Genomic DNA, 2,390 nt, shown 5'->3' with positions numbered 1-2,390 from the left:
CGACCAGCCGGCCGGCTCCAAATTCGCCACCGCCGATCTGGTCGGCATTCCCTATCAGCTCATCCTGGGGCCGCGCGGCCTTAAATCGGGCGAAGTTGAAATCAAGCATCGCAAGACCGGCGAGCGCGAAACGCTGCCACTCAGCGGGGCCGTCGAACGCCTCAGGGGCCTGATTGAACCGCAGCGGATGACCGACATTTGACCGATAGCGCGCCAATGCCGAGGGGAGGCCGTGCCACACGGCCCTTCGCCCGTTTTGAATGGCTGATTGCCGGGCGCTATCTGCGCGCCCGCCGCAAGGAGGCCTTCATCTCGGTCATTGCCAGCCTCACCATGGTTGGCGTGGCCATTGGCGTCGCCACGCTCATCGTCGTCATGTCGGTAATGAACGGCTTTCGCGGCGAGCTGCTCGACAAGATTCTCGGCCTGAACGGCCACTTCACGGCCCATCCCATCGAGAGCCAGTTTACCGATTACAAGGAAACCGTCGCCGCGCTTGAACAGGTCGATGGCGTCAGCTTTGCCGTCTATTTCGTGGAAGGCCAGGTGCTGGCCTCCGGCCGTGGTTCATCCACCGGCGTGTCCGTGCGCGGCATGGATGAAGAGAATCTCAAAAAGCTCGACCTGCTCTACAATTCGGCGGAACAGGGCGGCTTCGACCAGTGGGATGAAAGTCGCGGCGTCGCCATCGGCTATCGCCTGGCCCAGACGCTGGGCGTGGGCATTGGCGATCAGGTGCAGATCATCAATCCCGATGGTGCCATGACGCCCTTCGGCTCCACCCCGCAGATCCGCTCCTACCCGGTCAATGTCATCTACAATTTGGGCATGGTCGAGTTCGACAGCTTTTTCATGTTCATGCCGCTCGAGCCTGCGCAGGACTATTTCCGCATGGTCGACGAGGTTCTCAAGCCCGGGATGGGGCCGCTCGACCCGCTCGCCTCGGATGAAGAGATCGACGCCGCCTATGAACGCGTTCCCCGCGCCTCGGCCGTCGAAATCTTCATCAACGATCCCGATGAAGTAAACCTCATGCGTCAGCGCCTGCAGATGGCGCCCGGTGTGCGGCCGCTGATTTTGACCGACTGGCAGCAGCGCAACGAAACCTTCTTCTCCGCCCTGCAGGTCGAACGGGTGGTGATGTTCACCATTCTTTCCATGATCATCCTCGTGGCCGCCTTCAACATCATCTCCAGCCTCATCATGCTGGTGAAGGACAAGGGCGCGGACATCGCCGTGCTGCGCACCATGGGCGCGACGCGGGGAGCGATCATGCGCATCTTCTCCATCACCGGCACCGCCATCGGCGTCATCGGCACTCTGGTCGGCACGCTGCTCGGACTGGTTGTGGCAGCCAATGCCGAAGCGCTGCGCGCCTCGATCTCCAACCTGCTCGGCGTAACGTTGTTTCCGCCCGAGGTATTCTTCCTGTCGTCTCTTCCCAGCCGCACCGACCCAGTGGAAGTCACCGTGGTGGTCTGCATGGCGCTGGGCCTGAGCTTCCTGGCCACGCTCTACCCGGCCTGGCGCGCCGCGCAATATGATCCGGTCGAGGCCCTGCGTTATGAGTAAGCCGCATTTGAAGCTCTCCGGCGTCCATCGCCATTATGGCGAGGGCGACATGCAGGTCCGCGTGCTTGAGGCCGCTGACCTTACCGTCCAAAGCGGCGAATTGGTGGCCCTCGTCGCCCCCTCGGGCGCCGGCAAGTCGACGCTGCTGCACCTCTGCGGCCTGCTCGAATCCCCGCAGGGCGGCGAGATCGAGATCATCGGTCAGCCCACCAGCCGGCTCGGCGATCGCGCTCGCACCCAATTGCGGCGCTCCACGGTCGGCTATGTCTATCAGTTTCACCACCTGCTGCCCGAATTCACGGCGCTCGAAAACGTCGTCATGCCCCAGCTCATCGCCGGACAGGACCAGAAGAAGGCCGAGGGCAGGGCGATGGAATTGCTTGACCTGCTGGGCGTGGCACCCCGGGCGTCCCATCGCCCTGCCGAATTGTCCGGTGGCGAGCAGCAGCGCATCGCCATTGCCCGCGCCGCCGCCAATCATCCCCGCGTCATCCTCGCCGATGAGCCAACCGGCAATCTCGATCCGGAAACCAGCGACCTGGTCTTCGGCGCCCTCAAGGACCTGATCAAGAACGAAGGCGCCGCTGCCCTCATCGCGACCCACAATCACGACCTCGCCCGCCGCGCCGACCGCATCGTGACGCTCAAGGGCGGCCTGGTGGTCCCGCACACGCTTTAGCGGCGAATGCGACGTCGACCGCCCCTTTGATGGGTAGGCTATTCACAAAATAATCCCCGGTGCCAAAACTTCCCACATAATTACCCCATTCCTCTCGCGATAGGGCGGCCTGCAGCGACCAGTGGCGGGAGGGAAAGCC

General features: G+C 63.2%; 3 protein-coding genes. All 3 read left to right on the top strand.

Going from position 1 to position 2,390, the window contains the following annotated elements; genetic code table 11:
- Positions 1 to 202 (top strand): His/Gly/Thr/Pro-type tRNA ligase C-terminal domain-containing protein (locus tag QZ564_RS19130; protein WP_297113557.1); only part of this gene is annotated, 202 nt, incomplete at its 5' end.
- 14 nt (positions 203 to 216) lie between these two features.
- Positions 217 to 1,572: an ABC transporter permease gene (locus QZ564_RS19125; RefSeq protein WP_297113554.1), complete on the top strand. Its 1,356-nt coding sequence runs from the start codon at positions 217 to 219 to the stop codon at positions 1,570 to 1,572.
- On the top strand, positions 1,565 to 2,251 hold the full coding sequence (locus tag QZ564_RS19120) for an ABC transporter ATP-binding protein (protein WP_297113551.1): 687 nt from the start codon (positions 1,565 to 1,567) through the stop codon (positions 2,249 to 2,251). Before QZ564_RS19125 ends, QZ564_RS19120 begins: the two co-directional genes overlap by 8 nt.
- Positions 2,252 to 2,390 lie beyond the last annotated feature (139 nt).

It is taken from the genome of uncultured Devosia sp. (genome assembly GCF_913055165.1).
GTDB lineage: Bacteria > Pseudomonadota > Alphaproteobacteria > Rhizobiales > Devosiaceae > Devosia.
The sequence above is the reverse complement of the archived record's forward strand: the minus strand, read 5'-3'. Positions and strand labels throughout refer to the sequence as shown.